This window comes from Bacillus cereus group sp. N11 (assembly GCF_016483605.1).
Classification (GTDB): domain Bacteria; phylum Bacillota; class Bacilli; order Bacillales; family Bacillaceae_G; genus Bacillus_A; species Bacillus_A toyonensis.
Map to the genome: position 1 here is coordinate 145,951 of NZ_JAEHBN010000011.1, position 24,239 is coordinate 170,189.

Sequence of the window (24,239 nt, forward strand, 5' to 3'; positions counted from 1 at the left end):
ATAAATGCGTTATATTATTTTCTGTAAACGGTTACATGAAATGAGGAGAAAAGAGAATGAGTACGATTAAAGACGTTGCGAAATTAGCGGGAGTATCTGTTGCGACCGTTTCCAGAGTGTTAAATAAAAATGGATATGTTCATGAGGATACGTTAAAGAAAGTAGAACGAGCAATTGAAATGCTAGATTATAAACCTAGTACAGTAGCGCGTTCTTTATATAATAAAAAATCTCGTTTAATTGGGTTAGTAGTTCCAAATATCGTGAATCCATTCTTTCCAGAAGTTGCACGTGCCGTAGAAGATGTAGCACATAAACAAGGTTACACAGTTGTCCTTTGTAACTCTGATGAAAGTTTAGAAAAAGAGAAACAATACATTGATGTACTTAGACAAAATAATGTAGATGGATTTATTGTAGCAACGAATCCACAAAATAGTATAAATTACATGAATTTATCAGTTCCAGTCGTTGCGATTGACCGTATGTTTAATGAGCGTATTCCTACTGTATATGCTGATAACTATGCAGGAAGTCAGGATGCGACAAGGTTGTTAATAGATAAAGGATGCAAACATATTGCACATATTCGTGGACCACGTGATGTAAGTACAGCAAATGAGCGTTTTGAAGGTTTTGTAGATATCATTACGCAAAATAATCTTTCATATATGATTGCAGAGAGTACATTTGACCCAGCAAATAGTGCGCGTGTAGCAATGGAATTATTAGAAGAATACCCGCATATTGATGGTATTGTTGCTGGGAATGATTTAATTGCAATTGGTATTGTAAAGGCTGCACTTCAAAAAGGAATGGCTATTCCTGACGATTTACAAATTATCGGATTCGATGGAATTTCTTTAACAGAAATGATGTACCCATCTATTACAACTGTTGCACAGCCAATATATGAGATGGGGAAAATTGCAACAGAGTTGTTGTTAGAGCAAATGGAAGGAAATGCATTGGAAGAGAAACACTATCGTTTACCGATTAAAATTATAGAAAGAAATACAACGAAGTAAGGAGATGAAACAGATGCCAAATATTGCAGTAGTAGGTAGTATTTCAATGGACTTAGTGGCTGTTTCAAAGAAACGGCCGAAAGCAGGAGAAACAGTAATTGGTGAAGCATTTCATACGATCCCAGGAGGGAAAGGGGCGAACCAAGCAGTTGCTGCAGCTAGATTAGGTGCCAATGTAGCAATGGTTGGAGCAGTAGGAAATGATGATTACGGAACAGTAGTTAGAAAAAATTTAGAGAACGAACGTGTTTTTATCGACTATGTGGTACCGGTTACAGATGGAACGACAGGAATTGCTCATATCGTTTTAGCAGAAGAGGATAACAGTATTGTTGTCGTACAAGGAGCAAATGCTCTTGTGAATGAATCGGTTGTAGATCGTTCAAAAGATCTTCTCGTAAAAGCTGATATGGTTGTTCTACAATTAGAGATTCCGCTTGAAACAGTAAAGTATGTTCTATCTATTTGCGAAGAACATAAAATTCCAGTTATGTTGAATCCAGCGCCAGCACAAGTGTTATCAGAAGACATATTAGAAAAGGCAACGTATATTACGCCAAATGAACATGAGTGCCGCATTGTATTAGATGATTTTACATCACCAATTGAAGATTTACTGGCGAAATATCCAAATAAACTATTGATGACAGAAGGTTCTAACGGTGTTCGTTTCCATAATGGTACGGAGATTCTACATATTCCTAGCATTGCTGTTGATGTAGTGGATACGACTGGAGCTGGTGATACATTTAATGGTGCGTTAGCAGTTGCACTTTCTGAAGGAGAAACGCTTCAAAAAGCAATTCGTTTTGCGAATATTGCTGGAGGCCTTTCTGTAACAAAACTTGGGGCACAAGGCGGTATGCCGACGAGAGATAGAGTACGTGAAGTGCAGGTGATTGTCGGATGAAAAAGCACGGTGTATTAAACAGTGAGATTGCGGCAGTCCTGGCTTCACTCGGACATACAGATACGCTTGTAATTGCTGATTGTGGATTACCGATTCCTGATGGAGTAAAGCGAATTGATTTAGCTGTTGAACTTGGAAAGCCGAGTTTTTTAGATGTATTACAAGTTGTAGCTGATGATATGGCAATTGAAAAAGTGACGTTAGCAGAAGAAGTCATTATCAATAATGCGGAAGTAAATAAAGAGATTGAGCTGCAATTAAAAGAACCAGCATTTGAATATGTATCACATGAACAATTTAAAGAAAATACAAAAAAAGCGAAGGCAATTATCCGTACAGGAGAGGCTACGCCTTATGCCAATGTAATTTTACATGCAGGCGTGATTTTTTAATAAAGGGAAGTGATGAGAATGCGTATTGAAATGAAAAACATTTCAAAGGCGTTCAGTGGAAATCCTGTTTTGAAGAATGCACAGTTTATGATTGAAGCAGGAGAAGTCCATGCATTGATGGGGGAAAATGGAGCGGGTAAATCGACGCTCATGAAGATTTTAACAGGTGTATATACAAAAGATGGTGGAACAGTCACGATTGATGGGCAAGAACGCACTTTTAAAAATGCGAAAGAAGCGGAAGAGTACGGCATTGCATTTATACATCAAGAACTGAACATATTGCCAAATTTAACAGTAGCTGAAAATATGTTTCTCGGTAAAGAGTTAATGTATGGGAAAACAGGTATTTTACGTACTCGTCAAATGAACGCGATTGCGCAGCAGCAATTGGCGGAGCTAGGATTACATGTAAAAGGTGCTATGTTAGCAGGAGAACTATCAGTTGGACAACAGCAAATTATTGAAATTGCGAAAGCATTGATGACAAGCGCAAGCGTTATTATTATGGATGAACCAACTGCGGCACTGACGGATCGTGAAATTGAAACGCTCTTTACAGTTATAAATAAGTTACGTAAAGAAGGGGTTTCATTCGTTTACATTTCACACCGCATGGAAGAAATATTCTCAATATGTGATGCTATTACAATTTTGCGTGATGGAGAATATGTAGGGAAAAGATTAATTCCGGAAACGTCATTTGATGAAGTAGTGAGTATGATGGTGGGGCGCAGCATTGGTGAACGTTACCCAGAGCGAAATAGTCAAATTGGTGAAGTAATTTTTGAAATGCGTAACGGAACGAAAAAGGGGAAATTTGAAAATGTTTCGTTTCAAGTTAGAAAAGGTGAAATTCTTGGTGTAGCTGGCTTGATGGGAGCTGGTCGCACAGATATTATGAAAGCGATATTTGGATATGAACCTTTAGACTCTGGACAAATTTTTATAAACGGACAAGAAGTAAAGATTGATAGTCCGATAGATGCAATTAGACAAAGAATTGCTTTCATTACAGAGGATAGAAAGTCTGAAGGATTAGTGTTAGATTTCTCAATTCGAGAAAATTTAGCGTTACCGAATTTAGAAAGTCTTTCAAAGGGAAGTGTCCTTAGTAACGAACTAGAACAACAGTTTACAGAGGACATGATGAAACTTCTTAATGTGAAAGCATCTAGTGGAGAGCAAGCGGTGAAATCTCTTTCTGGTGGAAATCAGCAAAAGATTGTAATTGCGAAATGGTTAGGTATTCATCCGCAGTTACTCATTTTAGATGAGCCAACAAGAGGTGTGGATGTTGGAGCGAAAAAAGAAATTTACTCTATTATGAATAAGCTGACTGAACAAGGAGATGCCGTTATTATGGTATCATCTGAGCTTCCCGAAGTTTTAGGGATGAGCGATCGAGTTCTTGTTATTCATGAAGGAAAAGTCGGCGGTATTTTAGGGAAAGATGAGGCATCACAAGAGTCTATAATGGCACTAGCTACAGGGGGAGAGTAAGGATGGCTAAGAAGGGGAATGTATTACAACAACTCGGTTCTTTAATCGGTTTAGTATTAATTATTGTCGTAATTACAGCTTTAAATCCAGCATTTATTGAAATTCCAAATTTATTTAATATACTACGTCAAGTATCGATTAATGCGCTTATTGCATTCGGAATGACCTTTGTAATTTTAACAGGGGGTATTGACTTATCGGTAGGTTCTATTTTAGCATTATCAAGTGCACTTGTTGCTGGAATGATGGCAAGTGGCATGGACCCGTTCCTTGCAATGGCAGTTGGACTACTTGCTGGTCTTGTAATGGGAATTGTAAACGGTATCATCATTGCGAAAGGAAAAGTAGCTCCATTTATTGCGACTTTAGCAACAATGACTATTTTTCGTGGGTTGACGCTTGTTTATATGGACGGACGTCCGATCACTGGTCTTGGTGATCATTTAATGTTCCAAATGTTTGGCCGCGGTTATTTTCTTGGTATTCCGGTACCAGCTGTTACAATGATGATCGCTTTCGCAGTGCTGTACTTCATTTTGAAGAAAACGACATTTGGTCGCCGTACATTTGCAATTGGTGGAAATGAAGAAGCAGCAGCACTATCAGGTATTAATGTTACGAGAATTAAAGTAATGATTTACGGTCTTTCCGGAATCTTGGCCGCGCTTGCAGGTATTGTCTTAACATCACGATTAGATTCTGCACAGCCGACTGCGGGTACTTCTTACGAATTAGATGCAATTGCAGCAGTTGTATTAGGAGGGACAAGTCTTTCTGGAGGAAGAGGATGGATTGTTGGTACATTCATCGGTGTACTTATTATCGGTGTACTAAATAACGGTTTAAATTTATTAGGTGTATCTTCTTTCTTCCAACAAGTTGTAAAAGGACTTGTAATCTTACTAGCTGTATTAATTGATCGTCGAAAAGAAGCGTAATGGAGGGACAGTTCATGAAGAAATGGTTACTTATACTCGTTGCATGTATTATGGTCATTACTGCTGGTTGTTCAATGGAACCACCAGAATGGGCAAAGGATTCTAGCGATAAAGGTCGAAATAAAACTATTAAAGTTGGATTCTCTGTTTCAACTTTAAACAATCCATTTTTCGTGACTTTGAAAAAAGGTGCAGAAAAGAAAGCGAAAGATAGTGGCATTGAATTGATTGCTGTTGATGCACAAAACGATGCAGCAAAGCAAACGAACGATGTTGAAGATTTAATTCAAAAAGGTGTGGACGTAGTTGTTATTAATCCAACCGATTCAGATGCTGTTGCTTCAGCAGTAAGTGCGGCAAATGCAGCGAATGTTCCTGTTATTACAGTAGACCGCGTTGCGAATTCAGGTAAAGTTGTTTCGCACATTGCTTCTAACAATATCGAAGGTGGTCAAATGGCTAGTGATTACATTCGTGAATTAGTTGGCGGGGGAGCGAACGTTGCTGAGTTAGAAGGAATCCCTGGATCCTCTGCTGCTCGTGAGCGTGGGAAAGGATTCCATAACGTAGCTGATAAGTCTTTAAAAGTAGTAGCAAAACAAGCAGCTGATTTCGATCGTGCAAAAGGTTTATCTGTTATGGAAAATATTTTGCAAGCGAATAGCGATATTAAAGCGGTATTTGCTCATAACGATGAAATGGCATTAGGGGCACTTGAGGCATTAAAATCTGCTGGGAAAACGGATGTAGTAGTTGTTGGATTTGATGCAACAGATGATGCTGTGAAAGCGGTTAACGATGGGCGTATGGCTGCAACAGTCGCTCAAAAACCGGAATTAATCGGAGAGAAGGCGATGCAAACAGCAAAAGAAATAACACAAGGTAAAAAAGTGGACAAATCTATTCCGATTGAATTAGAGCTTATTAAAAAAAATAAATAAATATAAAATGAAAATTAGGAAGGAAGAATAACAAATGAAATTCTTTATTGATACAGCAAACATTAACGAAATTAAAGAGGCAAATGCATTAGGCGTAGTAGCTGGAGTAACGACAAACCCATCACTTGTAGCAAAAGAAGGCGTAGATTTCCATGAGCGTATTCGTGAAATTTGCAGCTTTATAGAAGGACCTGTAAGTGCAGAAGTAATTAGCTTAGAAGCTGATAAAATGATTGAAGAAGGAAAAGAATTAGCGAAGATTGCTCCAAACGTTGTTGTAAAAGTACCGATGACAACGGAAGGTTTAAAAGCAGTAAAAGCATTTTCAGATTTAGGAATTCGTACAAACGTTACATTAGTATTCTCAGCAGTTCAAGCATTACTTGCAGCTCGCGCTGGTGCGACATACGTTTCACCATTCTTAGGTCGCCTAGATGATATCGGTCATAACGGTATGGACTTAATTCGCCAAATCGCAGAAATCTTTGCAATTCACGGCATTGAAACAGAAATCATTGCAGCATCTGTACGTCACAGCGTTCACGTAACTGACGCAGCACTAAATGGTGCACATATTGCAACAATCCCAGCAAACGTAATTGCTTCATTAGTGAAGCACCCATTAACAGATCAAGGGATTGAGAAATTCCTAGCTGATTGGGAAAAAACACAAGAGAAATAATATGAAATCGAGAATCCTAGTTTAATTGACTAGGGTTCTTTTTTTATTTGAAGGAATTTTCATGCAATTTTGCATATTGTCTTTTAAATTTTTAATATAAGCTATTTAATATATACAAATCACTCTTTATTTTTTATATTTCGATATAAAGTAACACTTTAATCAGTGATGGGGGTTGTTCATCCCCCACCGGATTATTAGCCCTCGCCAATTGGGCTTTTACGGGCAGTTATCTCCCAATTAACTTCCTCGGGTTCGCTGAATTTTGAGGTGGGAGTCTTACTGCCTAGCAAATAGTGGGATAAAAAGATAGAGGGGCTGACCAGAAAACTGGAGGGCATGATTCTATAACAGAAAGCTTAACGTTTATAGAATTATGCCTTTTTATATAGGGAGGGCAGAAAGCCGGGATTTCGATTTAAACGCACTTATTTATCTGAATTTTAAGTTTTATAAAAGGAGAGACAGAGGATGAAAAGAAAAGCTCCATTTAAAGTACTATCAACGTTAGCAATTGCGGCAATTATCGGATGTACATCTGTAATGAGTGCTCCGTTAGCATACGCAGAAACGCCAGCGAAAGAAAAAGATAATGTGTCTACAACACCAATTGATTACAATTTAATTCAAGAAGATCGTTTAGCGGAAGCGCTGAAAGAAAGAGGAACAATTAATCCAGCATCTTCTAAAGAAGAAACGAAAAAAGCTGTCGAGCAGTATATTGAAAAGAAGCAAGGAGATCAAGCGAATAAAGAAATTCTTCCAGAGGATACGGCAAAAGAAGCATCTGATTTCGTGAAAAAGGTAAAAGAGAAAAAGATGGAAGAAAAGGAGAACGTAAAGAAGGCTGAAAAAAATGTTAGCCCTGAGCAAAAGCCGGAACCAAATAAAAAGCAATTGAATGGACAAGTTCCAACTTCCAAGGCAAAGCAAGCTCCATATAAGGGATCTGTTCGATCTGATAAAGTATTAGTGCTACTCGTTGAATTTAGTGATTATAAACATAATAATATTGATCAAACACCAGGTTATATGTATTCGAAAGACTTTAGTAGAGAACATTATCAAAAGATGTTGTTTGGTAATGAGCCTTATACATTATTTGATGGTTCGAAAGTAAAAACATTTAAACAATATTATGAAGAGCAGTCTGGCGGTAGCTATACGACAGACGGATATGTAACGGAGTGGCTAACTGTTCCAGGAAAAGCATCTGATTATGGAGCTGATGGTAGTAGTGGTCACGATAATAAAGGTCCAAAAGGTGCACGTGATTTAGTGAAGGAAGCTTTACATGCAGCTGCTGAGAAAGGGTTAGACTTATCTCAGTTTGATCAATTCGATAGATATGATACAAATGGCGATGGGAATCAAAATGAACCTGATGGTGTAATTGATCATTTAATGGTAATTCATTCTGGTGTTGGTCAAGAAGCTGGTGGCGGTAAATTAGGTGATGATGCAATTTGGTCACATCGTTCAAAATTAGCTACAGATCCAGTAGCGATTGAAGGGACAAAATCAAAGGTAGATTACTTTGGTGGAAAAGTAGCAGCGCATGATTACACAATTGAACCAGAAGATGGCGCTGTAGGTGTGTTTGCACATGAATTTGGACATGACCTTGGTTTACCGGATGAATATGATACGAAATATACTGGAGCTGGATCACCTGTTGAAGCTTGGTCATTAATGAGTGGAGGCAGTTGGACAGGAAAAATTGCAGGAACAGAGCCGACTAGTTTTTCACCACAAAATAAAGACTTCTTACAAAAGAATATGGGTGGCAACTGGGCAAAAATTTTAGAAGTAGATTACGATAAAATTAAGCGTGGTGTAGGAATTCCTACATATATTGATCAAAGTGTTACGAAATCAAATCGTCCAGGTGTTGTACGTGTTAATTTGCCAGGTAAGAGTGTTGAAACGATTAAACCTGAGTTTGGAAAGCATGCATATTATAGTACAAGAGGAGATGATATGCACACAACACTAGAGACACCATTCTTTGATTTAACAAAAGGAACACATGCAAAATTCGATTATAAAGCAAATTATGAGTTAGAAGCAGAGTGCGATTTTGTTGAAGTACATGCAGTAACAGAAGATGGAACAAAAACATTAATTGATAGACTTGGAGAAAAAGTAGTACAAGGAGATAAAGATACAACAGATGGGAAATGGATTGATAAATCATACGATTTAAGTCAATTTAAAGGGAAGAAAGTGAAACTACAATTCGACTACATTACAGATCCAGCTGTAACATATAAAGGTTTCGCGATGGATAATGTAAGTGTAACTGTTGACGGACAAGGTGTATTCTCTGATGATGCAGAAGGACAGTCAAAAATGCAGTTAAATGGATTCGTTGTTTCTGATGGGACAGAGAAGAAAGCTCATTATTATTATTTAGAGTGGAGAAACTACGCTGGATCAGATAATGGATTAAAAGCAGGAAGAGGTCCGGTATACAATACAGGTCTTGTCGTTTGGTATGCAGATGATAGTTTCAAAGATAACTGGGTTGGGGTGCATCCAGGTGAAGGCTTCCTTGGGGTTGTAGACTCTCATCCAGAAGCGTTTGTTGGTAATTTGAACGGGAAATCAGCGTACGGTAATACAGGCATGCAAATTGCAGACGCTGCATTTTCATTTGATCAAACACCAGCATGGAGTGTAAATTCATTAACACGTGGACAGTTTAATTATGCTGGATTACAAGGTGTTACAACATTTGATGATTCAAAAGTATACAGTAACAAGCAAATTGCTGATGCAGGACGAAAAGTGCCAAATCTTGGTCTTAAATTCCAAGTTGTTGGACAAGCAGAGGATAAGTCTGCAGGTGCGGTTTGGATTAAGCGTTAATAAATTAAAAAGCACATTCTTCATATGAAGAATGTGCTTTTTAATTTATACAGTAAGTTATTATTTTAGTTTATGTAATACAAGTGTCTGTTCATATGTAGTGTATCAAATTATATGGAGAAAGGAAATATTTCCGAGGAAATTGTCGAAGTATCGTCGGTATTTATTCAGTTTCTTTTTTTAGGGAGAAAGTAGTATTGCTTTTATACATAAGTTTATTTACAGTATTACTTGGTTATAAGCAAAAGTAATGTATATTAGGCGAAAAAAGAGCTCTATTCGATAGAGCTTTTTTTTGTGAGTAGAAAGGAGAAGTTATAAATGAAAGAAACAATTGTATGCCCACAGTGTGAAGGAAATATTACTGCACAACATATTATCGACATCCCACATCTTTTTTCATTAAGGTGTCCACATTGTAAGGTGAAGCTGAAAGAAATAAGGATAACGCCATGTTTAATATTAGCGGCAATTTGTATAATCCCACTGTTTATTATGATTGGTGAGAGCACTAAAGAATTGCTAGGAAAATATTTTTCTATTATAGACAATGTACCAACCGTACTTATTTTCTTCTTATTTTGTTATCCGTTGTATTATTTCTATGAAAAATATAATGCCAGCTTATTTATTAAGTATGGTTTATTGAAAGTGAAAAATTGAACAGGAGCTTATCATTATGTTGTGGAAAATTTATTTAGTAATTGTAGCGATATTAGCTATTACTTCATTAATAAGAGGGATGTTTCAAACACCAATTCAAAAGTTTGATTTTGTAGTATCCATTATTACGTGGATAGGGCTATTTGGTTTTGTCTTCGATGTAGAAATATTAACCTCAATCGTTTGGAAATGCATCTTCGTGTTTAGCATTATTTGGACTTTGAGTGTCGTTTTTGTTTTATGTTTATATGAAGAGAAGGATGAACCGCTACCTTTTATATTCAAATTAATTGGTGTGATTCCAACTTTGCCGTTATATTATGGGTTATATCAATATGCATTTAAAAAAAAGACAATGATGGAATTAACCCATCATTGTCTTTTTTACTTTGCTTCTTACGTAAATCATACCGGCAAACGTTAATAAGAATGCAGTTCCGATAACGAAGCTGACACTAGGTGATGCCCCGATTGCTCCAACTGTAAAGGAACCAGCAACAACTCCTAATGAGAAGAATGCATAAAATAATCCGAAGGCTTTCCCGCGATTATCATCTGTCGTATTTTCAACAAGTAATGCATTTATCGATGGGAAAAGGATAGCGAATCCAATGCCATAAATCATCATAACGATAAAGAGCATGCCTTTTGTTGCGAATAATCCAAGTAAAGATAACGCTAATGCCATTACTGCAATACCAATCAGCATTAGTTTTGAACGATTAAATCGATCGTAAATACGATTTGTTGGAAGTAAGAAGAAGAGAATAGCGGTAATTCCGAATACACTTAGCATCATACCTGTTGTAGATGCTTTAAGTGCTAACGCCTCAACTTTTACTGGTAACATATATGTGACAATTCCTTGTGAAAACATTAGAGTGAAAGCACCAATATATGCCTGTAATAACGGTTCTGATTTCAATAGTTCAAACATGTCTTCTTTGTACATCATTTGTGTTCTTGATGTATCTTTTCTTGACACGTTATTTGGTAAGAAGAATAGAGATACGATTGTACCAAGAACCATTAAAATAGAAATAGTAATGAAAACCCATTCTATTCCAGCTGTCGCTTTCATAATGCCACTGAAAGCAGGACCTACGATAGCCGCTGTTCCAACAGCAGCACCAGATAGAGCCATTGCTTTTCCTTGTCTTTTTGCATTTGTTTGTTTTGATAAAAATGTAAAGGCAGCAGGAATTAAAAAGCCATCACTAAATCCATGCATAAAGCGAACAACTAATAGTTGTTCACCACTTTGAACAACGGTGTATAACAAGACTATGAAACTCGTAATTCCCATGCTTATATAAAGGATTTTTTTTGCACCAAATTTATCGACAGCGGCTCCAGCAATAATATTACCGATCATATTAGCGAATGAGTACATACCGACAACTAGCCCGATAATAAGAGGGGTTCCTCCAAGACTTTGAGCGAAAGTACTCATAATAGGTAATTGTGAAAATGTATCTAAAAATGCCACGATAACGATAAAGTAAATAAAATATTTCAAGCGATATTCACCTCTCCTATGCTATTATGGCACAATGCTAATTTCACCTGCAATGAAATTGAATTAACAGATGTGGAAAAAAGTACAAAGTGACAAAATATTGAACGTTATTTGTAAAAAATTAGTGGAAATGTGATTGTTTTTTTGAAATATATGGATAGAAGTATTATAATAGAATTGTAAATTTCACCAGGTTAAGTATATACATAGAGAGGGATGTATAAAATGAAAGCACTACTTTGGCATAATCAACGTGATGTACGAGTAGAAGAAGTACCAGAACCAACAGTAAAACCAGGAACAGTGAAAATCAAAGTTAAATGGTGTGGTATTTGTGGGACAGACTTGCATGAATATTTAGCAGGGCCTATTTTTATTCCAACAGAAGAACATCCATTAACACATGTGAAAGCACCTGTTATTTTAGGTCATGAGTTTAGTGGTGAGGTAATAGAGATTGGTGAAGGAGTTACATCTCATAAAGTGGGAGACCGCGTTGTTGTAGAACCAATTTATTCTTGTGGTAAATGTGAAGCTTGTAAACATGGACATTACAATGTTTGTGAACAGCTTGTTTTCCACGGTCTTGGTGGAGACGGTGGTGGTTTCTCTGAATATACAGTAGTACCAGAAGATATGGTTCATCATATTCCAGATGAAATGACGTATGAACAAGGTGCACTTGTAGAACCAGCAGCAGTAGCAGTTCATGCAGTACGTCAAAGTAAATTAAAAGAAGGGGAAGCTGTAGCAGTATTTGGTTGTGGTCCAATTGGACTTCTTGTTATCCAAGCAGCTAAAGCAGCAGGAGCAACTCCTGTTATCGCAGTTGAACTTTCTAAAGAACGTCAAGAGTTAGCAAAATTAGCAGGTGCGGATTACGTATTAAATCCAGCAACTCAAGATCTATTAGCAGAAATTCGTAACTTAACAAACGGTTTAGGTGTAAATGTTAGCTTCGAAGTAACAGGTGTTGAAGTTGTACTACGTCAAGCAATTGAAAGTACAAGTTTCGAAGGACAAACGGTAATTGTTAGCGTATGGGAAAAAGATGCAACAATTACTCCGAACAACCTTGTATTAAAAGAAAAAGAAGTTATCGGTATTCTTGGATACCGTCACATCTTCCCATCTGTTATTAAATTAATTAGCTCTGGTCAAATTCAAGCAGAGAAATTAATTACGAAAAAAATTACAGTGGATCAAGTTGTTGAAGAAGGATTTGAAGCACTTGTAAAAGATAAAACACAAGTGAAAATTCTTGTTTCACCCAAATAATAAAGAATTGAAAAAAGTAGTCCTTTTCTAGAAATAGAAGAGGGCTACTTTTTTTCTATACGGAAAGGTGATAGACTTTCCTTTGACTAAATGTACTTTTGGTTGGGAGGGAAAGTTGAATGCTTTCATTTTTTTTAACATTGAAACGTATGCTAAGAGCCTGTTTGCGAGCGTGGAAGGATAAAGAATTTCAAGTTTTATTCGTATTAACAATTTTGACTTTAATATCGGGTACAATCTTTTATAGCACAGTGGAGGGATTACGTATCCTTGATGCTTTATATTTTAGTGTTGTGACACTGACAACTGTAGGCGATAAAGATTTTAGTCCTCAAACTGATTTTGGGAAGATATTTACGATACTATACATATTTATCGGGATTGGATTAGTGTTTGGATTTATTCATAAGTTGGCGGTTAATGTGCAACTACCAAGTATATTATCGAATAGAAGAAAAGAGTAAAGCATGTAATTGCTTTACTCTTTTTTTACATTAGTTTAGACAAGTATTTGCAGTAGCTTAACAATACTTTATTACAATGTAAGTGCATTCATTCATTATATTCACTATGTATAAAGTTATAATGATATGAACATTTGCATATTTTAATTTAGTGATAGAAATTTTATGAAAGGTGGGATATTCTAGTCATAGGTTAACCAGACGACATCATAGGATCCTAGCAAAATGTTTACAATAATTCAATTATAAAATGGAGGATTTCAGATGAAAAAGAAAGTTCTTGCTTTAGCAGCAGCTATTACGTTAGTAGCACCGTTACAAAGTGTTGCGTTTGCTCATGAAAACGATGGAGGACAGAGAGTAGGCGTTATTCAGCGCTGGTCTGCTGAAGATAAACATAAAGAAGGCGTAAACTCTCATTTATGGATTGTAAACCGTGCAATGGATATTATGTCTCGTAATACAACACTTGTAAAACAAGAGCGAGTTGCACTATTAAATGAATGGCGTACGGAGTTAGAGAATGGTATTTATGCTGCTGACTATGAAAATCCTTATTATGATAATAGCACATTTGCTTCACACTTCTATGACCCTGATAACGGGAAAACGTATATTCCATATGCAAAGCAGGCGAAGGAAACTGGAGCTAAATATTTTAAATTAGCTGGTGAGTCATACAAAAATAAAGATATGAAACAAGCATTCTTCTATTTAGGATTATCTCTTCATTATTTAGGAGATGTAAACCAACCGATGCATGCGGCAAACTTTACAAATCTTTCGTATCCACAAGGGTTCCATTCTAAATATGAAAACTTTGTAGATACGATAAAAGATAATTACAAAGTAACGGATGGAAATGGATATTGGAACTGGAAAGGTACAAATCCAGAAGATTGGATTCATGGAGCGGCAGTAGTTGCGAAACAAGATTACGCTGGCATTGTAAATGATAATACGAAAGATTGGTTCGTGAGAGCTGCTGTATCGCAAGATTATGCAGATAAATGGCGCGCTGAAGTTACACCAATGACAGGTAAGCGTTTAATGGATGCACAACGTGTTACTGCTGGATACATCCAGCTTTGGTTTGATACGTACGGAAATCGTTAAGTATTTAAAAAAGGTCAAATCTCAGAATAGAGTATTTGGCCTTTTTATCACTACACACATGGAGGTATGAAACGTGAAAAGTAAATTGCTAAAAGGTGTACTTAGCTTTGGAATTGGTTTAGGAGCTTTATATAGTGGATCTTCAGCTCAAGCAGAAACGCCTACAAATCAAAATAATACATTAAAAGTAATGACGCATAACGTGTACATGCTATCAACAAACTTATATCCGAATTGGGGACAAAGTGAGCGTGCTGATTTAATTGGAGCGGCAGATTATATAAAGAATCAGGACGTTGTTATATTAAATGAAGTGTTTGATAATAGCGCCTCAGATCGTTTGTTAGGAAATTTGAAGAGAGAATATCCAAATCAAACGGCGGTATTAGGTCGTAGTAGTGGAAACGAATGGGATAAAACATTAGGGAACTATTCATCTTCGACTCCTGAAGATGGGGGCGTTGCGATTGTGAGTAAATGGCCAATCGTTGAAAAAATTCAATATGTATTCGAAAAAGGATGCGGACCAGATAATTTATCAAATAAAGGATTTGTATACACGAAAATTAAGAAAAATGATAGTTTTGTTCATGTAATTGGGACTCATTTACAAGCTGAAGATAGTATGTGTGGAAAAACTTCACCTGCATCTGTACGTACAAAACAGCTACAAGAAATTCAAGATTTTATTAAAAATAAAAATATACCAAATAACGAGTATGTGTTAATTGGTGGAGATATGAACGTAAATAAAATAAACGCTGAGAATAATAGTGATTCAGAGTATGCATCTATGTTTAAAACATTACATGCTTCTATTCCATCTTATACTGGACATACAGCGACTTGGGATGCGACGACAAACAGTATTGCGAAATACAATTTCCCCGATAGCCCTGCCGAGTATTTAGATTATATTATTGCAAGTAAAGATCATGCAAACCCATCGCATATAGAAAATAAAGTGTTACAGCCGAAATCTCCACAATGGACTGTTACATCATGGTTTAAAAAATATACGTATAATGATTACTCTGATCATTATCCAGTAGAGGCTACTATTTCTATGAAGTAGTCAAAAAAGTTTCTTCGTAAAGAAGAAACTTTTTTTATTTGCAAACAGGAAAATCACTCTTTCTTTCCAATATGTATAAGACATATATAGAAGAGGAGCGAAAAATGTGGATCGAGGAATTTTTAAAGAAGTTCCATTACCGTGTGCATTTTTAGATGAAGTAGCTTTAGAAAGAAATATTCAATCGGTTATTGAACTAAGTGGCGATAAAAAGATTCGAATAGCGAGTAAATCATTACGATCCGTTCCAATTATGAAACGGATTTTAGCTGCAAACAACCGATTTCAAGGTATTATGTGTTTTTCACCTAGAGAGGCTTTGTTTTTAATTGAACAAGGATTTAATGATTTATTATTAGGATATCCAGCTTATGATGACAGGGCCTTATATGAAATTAGTTTGCTAACAAAGAAAGGGCTTATTATAACTTGTATGGTGGATTGTGAAGACCATATTGTTTATTTAGAAAAAATTGCTGAGAAGTCTAAAGGGTGTTTTCGTGTTTGTTTGGATATTGATATGAGTAGCCGTTTTTTTCAATTTCATTTTGGTGTAAAAAGATCCCCGGTAAAAGATGTGCGGAGCGCTCTGGAAATAGTAGAAAAAGTGAAGGACTCATCATCTTTAATACTAGATGGTGTAATGGGATATGAAGCTCAAATTGCTGGGGTTGGAGATTATATACCGAATCAATGGATAAAAAGTAAAGTAATTTCTTATTTAAAGAAGAAATCAGTGTTAGAAGTTAAAGAAAGAAGAGGACGTATCGTGAAAGAAATACAAAACCTTGGTATTGAACTTAGGTTTGTAAATGGGGGTGGAACAGGAAGTATAAAAACAACTGAGCAAGATAACTCAGTTTCAGAGATTACAGTAGGTTCTGCTTTTTATGCCCCTAGACTGTTTGACTATTATAAAGAAGTACAATTTCATCCAGCTGTCGGATTTGCTTTACCAGTTGTACGTAAACCAGCTCCGTTTATCTATACTTGCCTAGGTGGTGGATATATTGCTTCAGGCGCAGTTGGTAAAGATAAAGAGCCTGAGGTTTGGAGACCAGATGGTGCAAAACTATTAGCTTTAGAAGGTGCTGGTGAGGTACAAACTCCCGTTCATTATAACGGTGAGGAGCGAGTGAATATAGGAGATTCTATATTGTTTCGTCATAGTAAAGCTGGGGAATTATGTGAGCGTTTTCCAATTTTGTATCGTGTGAAACAAGGGAAGATTATTGGGGAGTATTCAACATATCGGGGGGATGGCCAATGCTTTCTATAGAGGGGAAAAAATGGAGAAATTGGACAGGGAATGTAGAAGGAACGCCGCATTATACGATGTATCCAGAAACTATACAAGATGTAATAGAAGTTGTAGAGCTTGCACGAAAAAAGGGGAAGAAAATTCGTGTTGTCGGTTCAGGGCATTCGTTTACGCCTCTCGTGCAAACAGAAGAAATTTTAGTTTCTTTAGATGAATTAAAGGGTATTACGAATATTGATGAAGAGAAGATGGTTGCCGAAGTATGGGCAGGAACAAAGTTACATGATTTAGGGAAGTTGCTTGAAGAAAAAGGTTATGCACAAGAGAATTTAGGCGATATTGATTCACAATCTATTGCGGGAGCGATTAGTACGGGAACTCATGGGACAGGTGTTAACTTTGGGAGTTTATCAACACAAGTTATAGAGATTACGACAGTTTTATCAACAGGTGAGAGTATAGTTTGTTCAGAAACCGAGAACGTCGAATATTGGAAAGCATTTCAGTTATCGCTTGGAATGCTAGGTATCATCGTAAAGATAAAATTAAAGGTTATCCTATCATATTCGCTCGTTTATAAAAGCGAAAAACAGTCACTATCTACTGTAATGAACAAGTTAGAAGAATATAAGAAGAATCGTCATTTTGAATTTTTCGTTTTTCCTTATTCAAATGAAGTACAAGTGAAGTTTACAAATGAAACAACGAGTAAAGGAAATGATTTGAAATGGCATAAACTAAAGGTGGAGTTACTTGAAAATAGGATGTTCTCTTTGTTATCTAAAGGGTGTAAATGGTTTCCTTCCATAAGTAAAGGAGTAAGTCGATTATCAGCTAAGGCTGTACCAAACACAAAAATAATCGGCCCAAGCTATGAAGTGTTCGCTACATCACGTACGGTTCCATTTTATGAAATGGAGTATAGTGTCCCTTCAAAGCATATGAGAGCTGTTGTAGAAGAAATTTCAAGTCTCATTGAAAAGAAAAAGTATAAGGTGCACTTCCCGATTGAATGTCGCTACGTGAAAAGTGATGATATATGGCTTAGTCCAGCGTATGGAAGAGACTCGGCATACATTGCTGTTCATATGTATAAAGGTATGAAGTATGCTGCTTATTTTGGTGAAGTGGAGAAAATTTTTCTGAAATATGAAGGTCGTCCACATTGGGGAAAAATGCATACGTTAACATACGAAAAGTTACAAAACATATATCCAGAATTGCATTCGTTTCTAAAAATGAGGAAGTCACTAGATGAAACAGGAATGTTTTTAAACCCTTATACAGAAAAGTTATTTACGATTATGAAAAAAAGCTGACAAAGTATTACTTGTCAGCTTTTTTTAGTATAATTGCATTTCTTGTTTGACTAATATGCTCGTAGAATAGTAACTTATCACGGCTAAATACATGTAATAAAACATGAATAATAAATAGGCCGTTAATTACGAATTGGAATAACAGTATAACTAGTAATACTAGAGGCTCTGTAAGATTTAAGATAGAGCTACTAGAAAGAATATAATTGATTCCACCTAAAACGAAATAGAATATACCGTAACGGATGAATAGTTCCTTCATCGTAATACGATCTGATTTTCCTTTAATGTAAATACGAAGCAACGCTTTTCCTATCGTTCTTCCATTTGTAAAGTATGGAATGATAATAAAGTAAATAAAGATTGAACATGTAATGAAAAGGAGTTCGTATACATTTGTGTAAGATTGGATATTAGAAATAAATAGAGAGTTTCCTTTATTTTTAATGACAGGAACAACGATAGATAAGAACAGCCAATCAATTTGCATAGCGATAAGACGACGAACGAATCCGACTGGTTTCGTTTCTAAATCAACATGACTATCTAATTCGCTTGTTTTCGGAAGGAAGTACGTAAATATTGGTGCAATGATAAAACCAATTACGCCGCCTAATGTGTTTAAAAATAGATCATCGATATCGAATAAGCGATATGCACAATTGTATATACCGTATAGTCCAGTTACCTGTGTCAGTTCGAAAAATAGTGAAAGACAAAAAGAAATACAAACTGTTTGTAAGAAACTACGTCGGAAATAATAACGTAAATAAACACCGAATGGAACGGTTAATAGAACGTTAAATGCTACTTGTAAGAACGCAGATTCTTTTAATAAATAGAAATAAGTAGCTGGTTTCGTTAAAATTGCCGAAGTATGATTACTAATTTCTTGTATGAAATAAAATGGTGATAGTTGCATGTGCTGCGTATTAGCCGGTTGTAGGCTACAAGTATCATATGTTTGTGGTAACGGCAAAATCACAAGAAAATAGGCATTTAATAAGTAAAGTAATAATGAGTACAAAATAAATGAACGCCATTTATTTAAATAACCATACTTTCGGTAGTTAAATATTAAAAAAGGTATTAAGAGAAACATTGCTAAAAAAGGAAATAAAATAAATGCTGTTTTTACTGGAAATAAATATGCAGTCAAAATGAGGCTCCTTTCAATGAAAATTCGTTTATCATTATAACGTTAAAAGAACCTTAAAACAAAATTAAAATATTTTGAAATAGAAAAAATTATAAATTTTAATGGAATTAAGTTATACTAAATTTAATATAAGGATATTGTGATTATTATAAGTTGAGAGAGGGTACAAGATATGCGATATGAGCTTTTTTCTGTAAGTGGGGATCATATTACAACTTTTGAAAGTGTGTGGCGTTTTCAAGAGGGAGAACAGGTTTTTGTTCATGATGATCAAACAAAACGAAATTTTATTATTATCCGCCTAACGCATGATGTATTTCAACAAAATAAACATGTTATTCGTTTGTATTGTCAAGAAAAGAAAGTTTATAAATAAGGAAAGCCCTCTTACTGGATGAGAAAAGGTAAGAGGGTTTTATCATTTTATATTAGGAAAAGCTCCTTAGGAATATCGAGTGAAGTTTAATGCATATAAGTAGCATTGGATGTGGAAGAAAGGATATAGTTTTGCATTTTGTGCTTCCAAGTTTCATTTTCGTTTCTTTGAGAAAGCCACGCATGGTAATCTTGTTGTGTTTTCCATAACATACGGACCATATATTTTGCTCCATCATCTGTACGATGCATATGTGAAAATTCTATGTTAATAAAACCATTTGTTCCAGTTGATGGATAATATTGTTTAAGTGAATATAGTAAATCATTCTCATAGCCATATTTAATATGAATTAGTTTAGTAACAATAAACATAGGAACACCTCTTTTATAATAGTAGTAAAGAAGACGGATTTTTATTAGTAGGAACATAATTAATATTATACTATTCTGAAAATTTAAAGTAAATAAGGCACTTCAACTTAATAGAAGTATAAAAAAGCGAGCCATCTTAGTGTAGTAGAATGACTCGCTTTAAATTTGTAAGTTTACTTTATAAGAAAATGATAGTAAGTACCCCTACGATAATACAATAGAAAGAGAAATATTTTAAATTTCCTTTTGCCATAATGTTCATAAACCATTTTAATGAAATATATGTCATGATAAATGTTGCTATAAACGCAACGATATATGGTACGAATAATGTGTCTAAATTAGGATCTTTAGCAATATCTGTAATACTTAGCAATAACCCACCTAAGCTAACAGGAATATATAGTAAGAATGAGAAGCGAAGAGCGGTCTCTTGCTTCATACCGAGTAACATCGCTGCTACAATTGTAGCGCCAGATCGGCTAATTCCAGGGATAAGTGCACAAGCTTGAGCTAATCCGATAATGATTGCATCTTTCATAGAAAGGTCACCATCATTTTTACGCCCGCGTAAGTTTCTAATAATCCAAAGACCGACAGCGGTAATAAGAAGGGAAATCCCAACCATTTTCACGCCTTTTAAGTACTGGTCGATATAATCTTTAAATAAAACGCCAATTACACCTGCTGGAATAGTTGCAATTACAAGGTAAATAATGAAGAAGAAATCTGATTTTGCATCTTCTGCTCTTGTAAATATATAAGATAGACCATTCTTTGTTAGACGAATTAAATCATTTCTATAAATAAGTAATACAGCTAGTAATGAAGCTGAATTAACAAGTAGTTCAAAGCTAAATCCTTCTATTTTTAGTCCTAGCAAATGTTGTGCTAAAACGAGGTGACCACTTGAAGAAATCGGAATTGGTTCTGTTAGTCCTTGGAACAGACCAAGAATTAAGTATTTTAAAATGTAGTAAAATTGTTCCATAACATCCTCCTTGTAAATTAATTTAAAGAAACAACTTTTCCATTATAACAAAGATATAGATGAAGATTGAGAAGAAATAAATATTCAAAATATAATAAAAACCCCTTATAGCGATATAAGGGGTTTTTATTGTTAATGAGAAGATACTGTTTCTTGAAGACCATTAGTCAATTGAACATCGACTTTTTCAGCATCATGAATATGGTTCATAATAGTAGTATTTAATTTTTGGAACATTTGTTGAGTGTTTGCAAATTCTCTTAATATATCATCATTACAAGATTTTTGGTTTTCAATTGCTTGAATAACGTTTGTAGCACCATTTTGTAACGTTTGAATCATAATTAAAATATTTTCGATTCTAGCGTTTGTATCGGCACTCATTTCTACACCTTCATCAACTAAATGTAAATTATCTTTTGTATTTTCGTATGCTTTTTCAATTTCTTCTTGAATTTTTTTCGTTAAGTTGCCGATATTTTTTGTACTCTCTGCCGTACTTTCTGCTAGTTTTCTTACTTCATTGGCAACAACCGCGAAACCTTTACCGTGCTCTCCAGCACGCGCAGCTTCAATACTTGCGTTTAGCGCAAGTAAATTTGTTTGTGCTGCAATGTTTTGAATGACTTCTACAATTTGCTCGATTTCTTTTGAGCGTTCACTTAAATGATTCATACTGTTAGATGTGCGCTGAGATTGTTCACCTAATTTATTAATTACAATAAGTAAACGGTGAACAGATTCTTTTCCTTCATTAGAGCAGTCAATAATCTCTTCAATAGACTGAATTAAGCTTTGTTCTTTTTGTAACATTTCACTATTTAATTCATTAGAAGTTGTTGTACGTGTTGAAACATTTTCAAAACACGAGTTTAATTGCTGAATTAAATTTTGGAGTGTATGGTGCTGGTTATTTACAAGTTGATGCTCTTGAATGACGTTTTGCACACGGTCATGGATAGAAGAAATCATATTTTGTTTTTCAATGTCTTTTTGTTTTAATTCAGCCTCTAATTCTTTTATACGATCTTCTAATTGATCAATTTTATGTTGGAGTGATTTCTTTTGAGTAAACATGTATTTGTTTCAACCGCCTTTGGAAGTTATATTTTCTCTATATTTGGATTTTAGCATCTTTTATAATTTTTAAATATAGGAATTGTTAAATATTTAAGAATCTATTACATTTTATTTATAATTCCCTATTTTTTGTCATGAAAAATAAACTGTATTTAATAGTATTGTAAACAAACTGTAAAATAAATCATGTATAACTGTATAAGAAGGGAGTCGGATTATGAACTATTTTAAGCGAATCAGTAGTCTAGTATTAGCAGGAATTATCGTTCTTTCTAGTACAGTCGCTGTAAAAGCAGAGTCAAACGACGAGAAACTTAACAACATGCAACAGCAATTGCAGCAAAACGATGCAGATATGCAGAAGAAAGAGCAAGAGAAGCAAGCTGTTAGTAAAGAGATTCAAGGTATTGAAAACGAACTACATAACTTAAATAATACAATTGCAAAAAATAAAGAGGATCAAGCTGCTATTCAACGTAAAATCGATGAAACGCATAAGCAGATTGAGCAAAAAAAGAATGAAATTGTCGTTTTAGAGGATAAAGTCCTTGCTCGTAAGGATATTATGAGAAAACGTATGGTTTCTGTTCAAAACAGTTCAAATACAAGTTTAGTAGTAGAAGTTGTTGTAGAGTCAAAAAACTTTGCAGATTTCTTACAACGTATGAATGCAGTTTCTACTATTTTAGAAGCTGATAAAGAAATTTTACGTCTACAAGAACAAGATCTTCGTCAAATTGAAGAAGATAAGAAAACAATTGACGAAAAAGAAGCATCTTTAGTAGTAGACAAACAAAAATTAGCAAAAGCGCAAGCTGATTTGCAGGATAACTTGAAAAAGCGTCAAGATAACTTACAAGCAGTTCAAGCTAAATATAACCAGATTGCAAGCCAACTTAATTTAGCAGCAGAAGAAAAAGCTAAAATTGAGTCAAATATGAAGGCAGTACAAGAAACGATTGCTCGTGAGCAAGAAGCAGCAAGAATTGCAGCAGAAGAGCGTGCGAAAGCAGAAGCGGCTGCAAAGGCTGAGCAAGAAGCTTTAGCGAAAGCGAAAGCAGAAGCTGCTAAGCCGGCAGAGCCTGTAGCAAAAAATACAGCACCAGAGTCTAAGCCTGACACGAAACCAGCTCAAGGTGGAAAAGAATTTTATGTAACAGCAACTGCTTATACAGCTGATCCATCTGAAAATGGCTATAAACCGGGTGAAACTGTAAAATCTAAGTTAGGACATAATTTAACTGCAAATCCAAACATGAAATTAATTGCTGTAGATCCAGCTGTTATACCGTTAGGTTCTACTGTATATGTAGAAGGTTATGGAACAGCGATTGCTGGAGATACTGGTAGTGCAATAAAAGGGCACATAATTGATTTATTAATGCCAGATTCAGCAACAGCTAATAATTGGGGTAGAAGAACAGTTAAAGTTACAATCTTAAACTAAAACGTAATCCAACTTTACAACACGTAAAGTTGGATTTTTTTGTAAAAATAATGTTAAGTTGAGTTTACATTTTGTTAAGGATAGCATACAATAATGGTGAGAGGTGGTAAAATTGACCATTTTAAATAGAGTGAAAGAATTAAGGGCTCGCTTCAATTTTTCGCAAAGTGTATTAGCAGAAAAGGTTGGAGTGACGAGACAAACAATTGCTGCAATTGAAAAAGGGGATTACGTTCCTTCGTTGTTATTGGCACTTACGATTTGTGATGTATTCCAGTTAAAGATGGAAGATGTGTTTGTTTTAAATAAGGAGGGGAAAGAGGATGAATAGACTTGTATTTTCTTATATGCTAAATGTACTTTTAATGGTATTAGCAGGTTGGGCTTTTATTGAGTTGTATTATTTTACTATTGAAGTCGCTAATTTTATTCAAACGAAGAGAGTACCATTTGAAGTTTCAATAAGTTTAATACCGCTCGGATTACTTTTAACATTTGGTATTGTATCGACGGTTATTTATAAAATTCAAAAGAAAAAATATAAAGAGCTCTCGTATTGGATGTTTCCACTATTATTTCCTCAAGAAGATGAGCGTGAAAAGGCAATTACAGAAAAGGCTTGTCGTACTACATTTATGTCATTATGGTATGTGTTGCCTTGTGCGGTTGGGTTTTTAACTCTTTCTCCAATTATTATTCTATATGTTCCTGCATATCCGATATATATTGCATTTAGTATCTTCTTTATTCAGATGACGATTTTTCACGTGTCTTTATATCGAAATAAAATTGCTTAAAAAGAAACCTTCTTGCATCGGCAAGAAGGTTTCTTTTCAGCTTATACTTGTACAT

The 24,239-nt window shown here is 35.2% G+C and carries 24 protein-coding genes and 1 pseudogene; 20 read left to right on the plus strand and 5 right to left on the minus strand.

What is annotated here, in order from left to right; all coding sequences use genetic code 11:
* Nucleotides 1–56: 56 nt before the first annotated feature.
* The 10 genes and pseudogenes from rbsR to JDS98_RS19020 all read left to right on the plus strand — a co-directional run.
* A complete protein-coding gene (gene rbsR, locus JDS98_RS18975; RefSeq protein ID WP_098911607.1) occupies nt 57–1,028 on the plus strand; it encodes a ribose operon transcriptional repressor RbsR in 972 nt (323 codons plus the stop codon).
* Nucleotides 1,029–1,041: 13 nt separating this feature from the next.
* Complete coding sequence (rbsK, locus tag JDS98_RS18980; protein ID WP_001132871.1) at nt 1,042–1,938, plus strand: ribokinase; 897 nt, start codon at nt 1,042–1,044, stop codon at nt 1,936–1,938.
* On the plus strand, nt 1,935–2,330 hold the full coding sequence (gene rbsD, locus JDS98_RS18985; RefSeq protein ID WP_000716145.1) for a D-ribose pyranase: 396 nt from the start codon (nt 1,935–1,937) through the stop codon (nt 2,328–2,330). Before rbsK ends, rbsD begins: the two co-directional genes overlap by 4 nt.
* A gap of 18 nt (nt 2,331–2,348) precedes the next feature.
* Nucleotides 2,349–3,833, plus strand: a complete 1,485-nt coding sequence (gene rbsA, locus JDS98_RS18990) for a ribose ABC transporter ATP-binding protein RbsA (protein WP_016107544.1) — start codon at nt 2,349–2,351, stop codon at nt 3,831–3,833.
* 2 nt (nt 3,834–3,835) lie between these two features.
* Complete coding sequence (locus JDS98_RS18995; RefSeq protein WP_001074641.1) at nt 3,836–4,771, plus strand: ABC transporter permease subunit; 936 nt, start codon at nt 3,836–3,838, stop codon at nt 4,769–4,771.
* A 14-nt stretch (nt 4,772–4,785) separates the two neighbouring features.
* Entirely contained in the window at nt 4,786–5,712 is a 927-nt protein-coding gene (gene rbsB, locus JDS98_RS19000; RefSeq protein WP_000758982.1) for a ribose ABC transporter substrate-binding protein RbsB, read from the plus strand.
* A gap of 34 nt (nt 5,713–5,746) precedes the next feature.
* Nucleotides 5,747–6,394, plus strand: coding sequence for a fructose-6-phosphate aldolase (gene fsa, locus JDS98_RS19005; protein WP_000667666.1), 648 nt, complete (start codon nt 5,747–5,749; stop codon nt 6,392–6,394).
* A gap of 471 nt (nt 6,395–6,865) precedes the next feature.
* Nucleotides 6,866–9,265 carry a M6 family metalloprotease immune inhibitor InhA2 gene (inhA2, locus tag JDS98_RS19010; RefSeq protein WP_016107545.1) on the plus strand — a complete coding sequence of 800 codons (2,400 nt, stop codon included), beginning with the start codon at nt 6,866–6,868 and terminating at the stop codon, nt 9,263–9,265.
* 321 nt (nt 9,266–9,586) lie between these two features.
* Entirely contained in the window at nt 9,587–9,928 is a 342-nt protein-coding gene (locus JDS98_RS19015) for a hypothetical protein (protein WP_000665294.1), read from the plus strand.
* A gap of 16 nt (nt 9,929–9,944) precedes the next feature.
* Nucleotides 9,945–10,271: pseudogene (locus JDS98_RS19020) on the plus strand (hypothetical protein); the annotation flags it as partial.
* Nucleotides 10,272–10,292: 21 nt separating this feature from the next.
* Here the strand turns inward: JDS98_RS19020 and JDS98_RS19025 are convergent.
* Nucleotides 10,293–11,447, minus strand: coding sequence for an MFS transporter (locus tag JDS98_RS19025; RefSeq protein WP_097959045.1), 1,155 nt, complete (start codon nt 11,445–11,447; stop codon nt 10,293–10,295).
* 225 nt (nt 11,448–11,672) lie between these two features.
* Between JDS98_RS19025 and bdhA the strand changes: the two genes are divergently transcribed.
* The 6 genes from bdhA to JDS98_RS19055 all read left to right on the plus strand — a co-directional run bounded on the left by bdhA (nt 11,673) and on the right by JDS98_RS19055 (nt 17,960).
* Nucleotides 11,673–12,725 carry a (R,R)-butanediol dehydrogenase gene (gene bdhA / locus JDS98_RS19030; RefSeq protein WP_097959046.1) on the plus strand — a complete coding sequence of 351 codons (1,053 nt, stop codon included), beginning with the start codon at nt 11,673–11,675 and terminating at the stop codon, nt 12,723–12,725.
* A 119-nt stretch (nt 12,726–12,844) separates the two neighbouring features.
* Nucleotides 12,845–13,189 (plus strand): potassium channel family protein, encoded by a 345-nt coding sequence (locus JDS98_RS19035; protein WP_000947914.1) that lies wholly within the window; start codon nt 12,845–12,847, stop codon nt 13,187–13,189.
* A 264-nt stretch (nt 13,190–13,453) separates the two neighbouring features.
* Entirely contained in the window at nt 13,454–14,305 is an 852-nt protein-coding gene (gene cerA / locus JDS98_RS19040; protein WP_199634208.1) for a phospholipase C, read from the plus strand.
* Nucleotides 14,306–14,378: 73 nt separating this feature from the next.
* Nucleotides 14,379–15,380 carry a sphingomyelinase C gene (gene sph, locus JDS98_RS19045; protein WP_097959047.1) on the plus strand — a complete coding sequence of 334 codons (1,002 nt, stop codon included), beginning with the start codon at nt 14,379–14,381 and terminating at the stop codon, nt 15,378–15,380.
* Between the two features lie 106 nt (nt 15,381–15,486).
* Nucleotides 15,487–16,659 carry an amino acid deaminase/aldolase gene (locus tag JDS98_RS19050; protein WP_098911609.1) on the plus strand — a complete coding sequence of 391 codons (1,173 nt, stop codon included), beginning with the start codon at nt 15,487–15,489 and terminating at the stop codon, nt 16,657–16,659.
* Nucleotides 16,647–17,960: a D-arabinono-1,4-lactone oxidase gene (locus JDS98_RS19055; RefSeq protein WP_199634209.1), complete on the plus strand. Its 1,314-nt coding sequence runs from the start codon at nt 16,647–16,649 to the stop codon at nt 17,958–17,960. Before JDS98_RS19050 ends, JDS98_RS19055 begins: the two co-directional genes overlap by 13 nt.
* Nucleotides 17,961–17,967: 7 nt before the next feature.
* On the opposite strand, the gene JDS98_RS19060 is transcribed toward JDS98_RS19055, so the two are convergent.
* Nucleotides 17,968–19,119 carry a VanZ family protein gene (locus JDS98_RS19060; protein ID WP_199631848.1) on the minus strand — a complete coding sequence of 384 codons (1,152 nt, stop codon included), beginning with the start codon at nt 19,117–19,119 and terminating at the stop codon, nt 17,968–17,970.
* A gap of 172 nt (nt 19,120–19,291) precedes the next feature.
* Here JDS98_RS19060 and JDS98_RS19065 point away from each other — a divergent pair, with 172 nt between their 5' ends.
* The gene (locus JDS98_RS19065) at nt 19,292–19,495 is read left to right on the plus strand and encodes a hypothetical protein (RefSeq protein ID WP_001268335.1); all 204 of its coding nucleotides are present in this window, start codon (nt 19,292–19,294) and stop codon (nt 19,493–19,495) included.
* A gap of 86 nt (nt 19,496–19,581) precedes the next feature.
* Here the strand turns inward: JDS98_RS19065 and JDS98_RS19070 are convergent, their stop codons facing one another.
* The 3 genes from JDS98_RS19070 to JDS98_RS19080 all read right to left on the minus strand — a co-directional run bounded on the left by JDS98_RS19070 (nt 19,582) and on the right by JDS98_RS19080 (nt 21,937).
* Complete coding sequence (locus tag JDS98_RS19070) at nt 19,582–19,869, minus strand: antibiotic biosynthesis monooxygenase (RefSeq protein WP_000471244.1); 288 nt, start codon at nt 19,867–19,869, stop codon at nt 19,582–19,584.
* 178 nt (nt 19,870–20,047) lie between these two features.
* On the minus strand, nt 20,048–20,860 hold the full coding sequence (locus JDS98_RS19075; protein WP_000434781.1) for an undecaprenyl-diphosphate phosphatase: 813 nt from the start codon (nt 20,858–20,860) through the stop codon (nt 20,048–20,050).
* Nucleotides 20,861–20,992: 132 nt separating this feature from the next.
* Nucleotides 20,993–21,937, minus strand: coding sequence for a methyl-accepting chemotaxis protein (locus JDS98_RS19080; protein ID WP_199634210.1), 945 nt, complete (start codon nt 21,935–21,937; stop codon nt 20,993–20,995).
* Between the two features lie 220 nt (nt 21,938–22,157).
* On the opposite strand from JDS98_RS19080, the gene JDS98_RS19085 reads away from it, so the two are divergent.
* The 3 genes from JDS98_RS19085 (at nt 22,158) to JDS98_RS19095 (ending at nt 24,184) form a co-directional block, all read left to right on the plus strand.
* The gene (locus JDS98_RS19085; RefSeq protein ID WP_098911611.1) at nt 22,158–23,387 is read left to right on the plus strand and encodes a 3D domain-containing protein; all 1,230 of its coding nucleotides are present in this window, start codon (nt 22,158–22,160) and stop codon (nt 23,385–23,387) included.
* 112 nt (nt 23,388–23,499) lie between these two features.
* Entirely contained in the window at nt 23,500–23,718 is a 219-nt protein-coding gene (locus tag JDS98_RS19090) for a helix-turn-helix transcriptional regulator (protein WP_000154014.1), read from the plus strand.
* A complete protein-coding gene (locus JDS98_RS19095) occupies nt 23,711–24,184 on the plus strand; it encodes a DUF2178 domain-containing protein (RefSeq protein WP_199631851.1) in 474 nt (157 codons plus the stop codon). Before JDS98_RS19090 ends, JDS98_RS19095 begins: the two co-directional genes overlap by 8 nt.
* Nucleotides 24,185–24,239: the final 55 nt, after the last annotated feature.

Bases quoted from the DNA above. Each gene is read 5' to 3' on its own strand.
- fsa (WP_000667666.1), top strand. From the start codon at position 5,747: ATGAAATTCTTTATTGATACAGCAAACATTAACGAAATTAAAGAGGCA.
- JDS98_RS19075 (WP_000434781.1), bottom strand. From the start codon at position 20,860: ATGGAACAATTTTACTACATTTTAAAATACTTAATTCTTGGTCTGTTC.
- JDS98_RS19055 (WP_199634209.1), top strand. From the start codon at position 16,647: ATGCTTTCTATAGAGGGGAAAAAATGGAGAAATTGGACAGGGAATGTA.
- JDS98_RS19015 (WP_000665294.1), top strand. From the start codon at position 9,587: ATGAAAGAAACAATTGTATGCCCACAGTGTGAAGGAAATATTACTGCA.
- cerA (WP_199634208.1), top strand. From the start codon at position 13,454: ATGAAAAAGAAAGTTCTTGCTTTAGCAGCAGCTATTACGTTAGTAGCA.
- rbsB (WP_000758982.1), top strand. From the start codon at position 4,786: ATGAAGAAATGGTTACTTATACTCGTTGCATGTATTATGGTCATTACT.
- bdhA (WP_097959046.1), top strand. From the start codon at position 11,673: ATGAAAGCACTACTTTGGCATAATCAACGTGATGTACGAGTAGAAGAA.
- JDS98_RS18995 (WP_001074641.1), top strand. From the start codon at position 3,836: ATGGCTAAGAAGGGGAATGTATTACAACAACTCGGTTCTTTAATCGGT.
- JDS98_RS19095 (WP_199631851.1), top strand. From the start codon at position 23,711: ATGAATAGACTTGTATTTTCTTATATGCTAAATGTACTTTTAATGGTA.
- JDS98_RS19085 (WP_098911611.1), top strand. From the start codon at position 22,158: ATGAACTATTTTAAGCGAATCAGTAGTCTAGTATTAGCAGGAATTATC.
- rbsR (WP_098911607.1), top strand. From the start codon at position 57: ATGAGTACGATTAAAGACGTTGCGAAATTAGCGGGAGTATCTGTTGCG.
- rbsD (WP_000716145.1), top strand. From the start codon at position 1,935: ATGAAAAAGCACGGTGTATTAAACAGTGAGATTGCGGCAGTCCTGGCT.
- JDS98_RS19065 (WP_001268335.1), top strand. From the start codon at position 19,292: ATGCGATATGAGCTTTTTTCTGTAAGTGGGGATCATATTACAACTTTT.
- JDS98_RS19070 (WP_000471244.1), bottom strand. From the start codon at position 19,869: ATGTTTATTGTTACTAAACTAATTCATATTAAATATGGCTATGAGAAT.
- JDS98_RS19035 (WP_000947914.1), top strand. From the start codon at position 12,845: ATGCTTTCATTTTTTTTAACATTGAAACGTATGCTAAGAGCCTGTTTG.
- JDS98_RS19080 (WP_199634210.1), bottom strand. From the start codon at position 21,937: ATGTTTACTCAAAAGAAATCACTCCAACATAAAATTGATCAATTAGAA.
- rbsA (WP_016107544.1), top strand. From the start codon at position 2,349: ATGCGTATTGAAATGAAAAACATTTCAAAGGCGTTCAGTGGAAATCCT.
- rbsK (WP_001132871.1), top strand. From the start codon at position 1,042: ATGCCAAATATTGCAGTAGTAGGTAGTATTTCAATGGACTTAGTGGCT.
- inhA2 (WP_016107545.1), top strand. From the start codon at position 6,866: ATGAAAAGAAAAGCTCCATTTAAAGTACTATCAACGTTAGCAATTGCG.